The organism is Paraburkholderia sp., from assembly GCF_035656215.1.
Lineage (GTDB): Bacteria > Pseudomonadota > Gammaproteobacteria > Burkholderiales > Burkholderiaceae > Paraburkholderia.
In genome coordinates, this window is the sequence record NZ_DASRSY010000255.1 from 1 (window position 1) to 4988 (window position 4988).

The window sequence follows — 4988 nt, forward strand, 5'->3', positions numbered from 1 at the left end:
TACATGCCGACGATGTAACGCGGGTCGACAGGTGGAAAACTATCGCCCGCAAAAATGTTGCCGCCGGCATCGATCCAGACCGCTCCGCGCCCGCCCTTTCGGATGTTGGCCGCCGCCGCCAGTGAGCCGTGACCGTGGCGGTTCATCCATCCGACAGTCAATGGCACACGCGCCCCGCTTTCGCGTCCGCGACGATGGCGCGTGCATCAGCCGCGTTGCGCGCGATGCCGGACGCACCGCCAGAGTTATTGACCGCCGCACGAAACAGTTTCTGCTTCGTGCTCACGCGGCCATCTTCATCCTTCACTTCGATGCTGAAGAACCGCGCGAACGTCATGCCGACCATTGCCGGCGTGATCTGCACTTCTACCCATCCGAACGTGTCGTGAAACCCTGCCGGCAGACCGGTATCGAACGGACGAGCGTTGCGCAAAACAACATCCCCAGGATTAACCGCGACCGTCATCCGCGACGTTGCGCGAAAGGGCTTGCCCTGCCCTTGCCATCCGGTTCCGACGTTGGCACGGAACAGGTGGCAGTCGCCCGCAAGGTCGTTGCGGATGGTGTTCTGTATGCCGTGCTCGCTCACGCCAGCCATTCCGCCTGCGCAGCCTTCGTCATCTTCTCGCGCGCCTTCACCGCCTGTTTCCCCCGCTCCGTGTCGATTTCCTGCCTGCAGTCCAGCAGCTGCAGCAGTGTCACAGCATCGACTTCCACCGTTTGAGATTCGCTAAGGTTCAACGTTTGCAGCGTCATCCGCGCGTCATGGCTCAACGCATCGGTGAACGCCTTGACAGTCGACACCAACCCATCGACCACCTTGCGCGGCAGCGGCTTACCCTCGATCGTTCCGGCGGTCACCTTGCCCTTGCCTGCGGCCTTCGCTTTGTCGACCTGGCCGCCCAGGAACGCGCCGGCCTTTTCGCCATGCTTGCGCACCGCATCGACAGCAACTGACGCCGACACGCCACCGCCCTTCACCATTGCGTGCACGTCACTATTCGCGCCAGCCAGCAGAAGCATTTGATCGACGTGTGAGCGCGTGCGGCCCACCTTGTCAGCGATGGCGGTCGGATCAAGTCCAAACACCGCCAGCTTGCGATACACGCGTGCCGTTTCCAGCGGCGACAGCGACAGCCCGCCATTGCTCGACACGATGCGAGCAACGCGGTCGACATCGTTGCCGGTGAACGCGCGGACTTCGACCCACTCGATAGGCGCACCCGCTGCGACAGCCTTTAGGTAGGCACGGTGGCGACGGTGGCCGTCGACGATGAAGACGCCGCCCTCTTCACGCGGGCGAACTTCCAGTGGCGGAACCATGCCGCCCTGCAGGATGAATGCAGCGAGCACGTCAATCGACGCTTCCAGCTCGGCGCCTTCGGTGCGCTCATTGAAGCCCGGCTCAACGTGCAAGTCAGACAGTGCGACTTTCATCGCATCGGCCCGCTTGATCGTGCCATCTTTGACCATCCGTTTGAATGACGACATACAAACTCCTTTCATGACTGGACGTCTAAATGAATCAGTTCGGCGCGGCGGCGGCTTCGGCCTTCACGCGATGCGCGATGACCATTGCAAGCCAGTCCTTATTTCGCTGGGCTGCCCGCATCTGAGCGTCAGCGGCGCCGCGCATCTTCCGAAGTTCCGCGAGCGATTCGCCCTGCATATCCTTCAGAAGTTGCTGATATGAAATCGCGCGAATCATTGCGCGGGCCGTCCGGCGGCAAGGGCGGCGGCGCGCTCCCAAATGCCTGACACGGTGGACTGCCTATAATCAGCTTCATCAGAGTCACAGCGCCGGGTGCCCATTACGCCAGCCAGCGCCAGCGCGAAACGGTCGGTCAACGTGTCCTGTTCGAAGCCGATCAGCTCGCCGGCAATCATTTCGGCAGGCTCGGCCTGTTTCCGAGCGGCTGCCTTTGCTTCGGCGACGGTGCGGTCAATGACCCGTGAATCGAAATACGTGAGCTTGCGCGTGTGACGGTTGCAGCACAGGTACAGGCGGCCAACCTCGGCGAGCACGTCGAAGGTGTCGATGCCGGTCGACGTGGCGCATTCAAACGATATGGGATCTTTCACGGCATTTCCTCGGTCAGTAGGCGGGATATCCGCCGGCCGAGTGATAGTGCATTAAAGTGTATTATTCGTCAATATAATGCACTTATTTCAATTGTTTTTTGTGATTATCGCAAGTTATTGCGTCACTTATTGCCGCTATCCGTCACCTTTTGTAAGCGACTACCTACACCTTGCCGGAGGAGCTACTGCCGGTGGCGGCTGTTCGACCACTTCTGAAACGCCCACTTTTGCGGGCTGGCGTAGCCGCGTGACGCGCCGAGCGCGACCAGCTCCTGCAACGTCTTCGCCTCGCGGTCTTCCTTGATGCGCTGTGCACGCATCGTGGCCTTCATGAGGTCGGTAACCTCGATCAACTCGCCCTCGCCTACTTCGACGGGCTTCGGTGGCGCGACCAGGCGCTTGCCGCACGACGGGCATTCCGGCGGCGCTGGCCTGCGTATCTGGCGAAAGCACCCTTCGCATGTGATCGGTGGCGGCGGGCCGTCTGACGCCTTGCCCTTGCCTTCCCAGTCTCCCTCTAGTGACCACTCGCGTGGGTCGTCGGGGAAGCCGTGGCGCATGCTGTTGCCGGCGTGGTCAAGGATGACCGCGGGATATGGCTTCATGCGCAGCGCACGACCAACCATCTGCAGGAACAGTGCGAGCGACATCGTAGGCCGGCAGAGAATCACGCACTCAACCGGCACGTTTCGGCCGACCTGCGCCGACAGGTCAAAGCCCGTCGTGACAAGCTCGACATTGCATAAAACCCTTATTCGCCCATCGGCGAAATCGTTCAAAATCCGCTTGCGCTCGGTGCTCGGCGTAGTGCCGTCGATATGCGCCGCTGGAACGCCGTTCAAATTGAACTCAGCCGCAAGGTGTTGGCTGTGCGCGACGTTCATCGCGAAGCACACGGCCCGCTTACCGCATGCCAATGACTTGTAGTGCGCGACCACGCTGCCGATCAGCTTCGGCCTGTCCATGACCTCGGCGGCCTGCGCTTCGTTGTAGTCACCCAGGCTCTTTTTCAGCGCCGACAGGTCGGGAATGTCCGGCGCGTAGTAGCGGTAATCCGACAAGCGCCCGTTGTCCATCAGCCAGCGGACAGGCGGCCCCTCAACCATTGTTTGAAACAGGTCGGATAGCGGCTGGCCGTCCAGGCGTTGCGGCGTGGCGGAATTGCCGAGCACCTTCGCCCCGCGCGACATGAAGTAGTCAATGACTTCATGCCAGCCTTTCGCCCGCCCTAGGTGCGCTTCGTCGACCACCAGCAGGTCAGGCACTTCAACTTGTGCAAGCCGTCGTTTCAGCGTGTCAATGCTGGCGACATGCACCAGCGCGTCACGGTGATAGGCCATGCCGGATGCAATGAAACCATGTGGAATACCGAACTCACGGAACTCGCCGGACGTTTGCGTTATCAGGTTTTGGCGATGAACCGTGAAGATCGTTCGCTTTTTTTTTGCGACCGCCGAGGCCGTTATATGGGACGACGTAACGGTTTTCCCGAACCCCGTCGCCGCGCAGCCGAGCACTGATTGATGAGTGCGAAACGCTTCCCGCAGCTTGCTGACGAACTCGACTTGATCGGGGAAAAGGGGGTGCATGGATGAATGGTAAGTGTTGACATGGTACACATCAACACTTATCGTTCATCATCATTAATACATCATCACGGAGTGACGAATGCAGCACACCCTACGCCCCGGCGTTTACGATTTGACGAACGACGCCTACCACGGCGGCCCCGGCATATCGAAATCCGGACTCGACATCCTGCACAAGTCCGCCGAGAAATTCGCGTTCGCGAAGTCGCCCGACGCGCCGGAACGAGTATCGACGCCCTCGCAGGCTTTCGGCTCCGCCTATCACGCAATCGTTCTTGAGCCGGAAGTGTTTACCCGCACGTACTGCCTCGGCCTGCGCATGTGCGACGTGCCGGAAGCGATCAATGACGCTGACGTGCTGGTTGCAAAGATTCAAGCGCTAAACGCTGGCCGGCTGCCGAAGCTGCCGAGTAGCGGAACGAAAGACGAACTGATTGAACGCATCCTCGCCGGCCGCGCCGAACAAAACGAAGACGTTTCGGAAGTCAGCCGCGCCGCACTCTGCGCGATGAAAGGCGCCGAGCTGAAGACCGAAATCGAACGGCTGAACTTCACGCGCACCGGCCTGCTGTCCGTCAGTGGATCACGGCACGAACTGGCCGCCCTACTCCGCGCGAATGGCGTGCCGGTCACGCTATGGTCAGACGTGCAGACGGAATGGCTGGCAAACAACACCGGCCGGATTGTGCTGTCGGAAGACGATTGGAACACGCTGCACGCAATGCGTGGCGTGCTCATGCGCCACCCTGCCGCCGGCAAGCTGCTGCGCAAGCGTGGCCGTGCGGAGCGTTCATTCTACTGGGTCGACATGGAAACCGGCGAGCTGCTGCGATGCCGCCCCGACTATCTGACGGACTGCGGCATCGTCGTCGACCTGAAGACCGCGCGAGACGCCAGTTTCGACGGCTTCGTGTCGTCGATCCAGTCCTACCGCTATGACGTGCAGCACCCGTTCTATACCGACGGCATCGGTCATGCGATCGACCAGGGCTGCATCAGCATGGCGCGACCGCGCGCCTTCGTGTTCATCGCCCAGGAAAAGGAGCCGCCGTATTCGGTGGGTGTCTACTGCCTCGACGGTGAAGACGTGGAACTCGGCCGACTGGAATATCGCGCCGATCTGCGCAAGCTCGCGCAGTGCCGCGCTACCGGCCGCTTTTCCGGCTACGGCGACGACATCCAGCAGATCAGCTTGACGTCATGGCATCGCCAGAAAACCGCGCTCGCTGTGGCGGCGGAGTTGGTGCAGTGATGCGCCGCAATCTTGTCGCCGCCCTAATTGGGATGGCGCTCGCAGCCAGCAGGGAAGTATCGGCC

6 protein-coding genes are annotated in these 4988 nt (G+C 61.0%); 1 reads left to right on the top strand and 5 read right to left on the bottom strand.

Features of this window, described 5'->3' with window-relative positions:
- Window positions 1-157: 157 nt before the first annotated feature.
- From VFE81_RS14310 to VFE81_RS14330, 5 genes are all read right to left on the bottom strand, one after another.
- A complete protein-coding gene (locus VFE81_RS14310) occupies window positions 158-589 on the bottom strand; it encodes a hypothetical protein (protein ID WP_325045226.1) in 432 nt (143 codons plus the stop codon).
- Window positions 586-1491 (bottom strand): ParB/RepB/Spo0J family partition protein, encoded by a 906-nt coding sequence (locus VFE81_RS14315; protein ID WP_325045227.1) that lies wholly within the window; start codon window positions 1489-1491, stop codon window positions 586-588. The genes VFE81_RS14310 and VFE81_RS14315 overlap by 4 nt, the downstream gene beginning before the upstream one ends.
- Window positions 1492-1525: 34 nt before the next feature.
- Window positions 1526-1708, bottom strand: a complete 183-nt coding sequence (locus tag VFE81_RS14320) for a hypothetical protein (RefSeq protein ID WP_325045228.1) — start codon at window positions 1706-1708, stop codon at window positions 1526-1528.
- Window positions 1705-2082, bottom strand: coding sequence for a hypothetical protein (locus VFE81_RS14325; RefSeq protein WP_325045229.1), 378 nt, complete (start codon window positions 2080-2082; stop codon window positions 1705-1707). Before VFE81_RS14325 ends, VFE81_RS14320 begins: the two co-directional genes overlap by 4 nt.
- A gap of 182 nt (window positions 2083-2264) precedes the next feature.
- Window positions 2265-3701 carry a DEAD/DEAH box helicase gene (locus VFE81_RS14330; protein ID WP_325045230.1) on the bottom strand — a complete coding sequence of 479 codons (1437 nt, stop codon included), beginning with the start codon at window positions 3699-3701 and terminating at the stop codon, window positions 2265-2267.
- Window positions 3702-3750: 49 nt separating this feature from the next.
- On the opposite strand from VFE81_RS14330, the gene VFE81_RS14335 reads away from it, so the two are divergent.
- Window positions 3751-4923, top strand: coding sequence for a PD-(D/E)XK nuclease-like domain-containing protein (locus VFE81_RS14335; RefSeq protein ID WP_325045231.1), 1173 nt, complete (start codon window positions 3751-3753; stop codon window positions 4921-4923).
- Window positions 4924-4988: the final 65 nt, after the last annotated feature.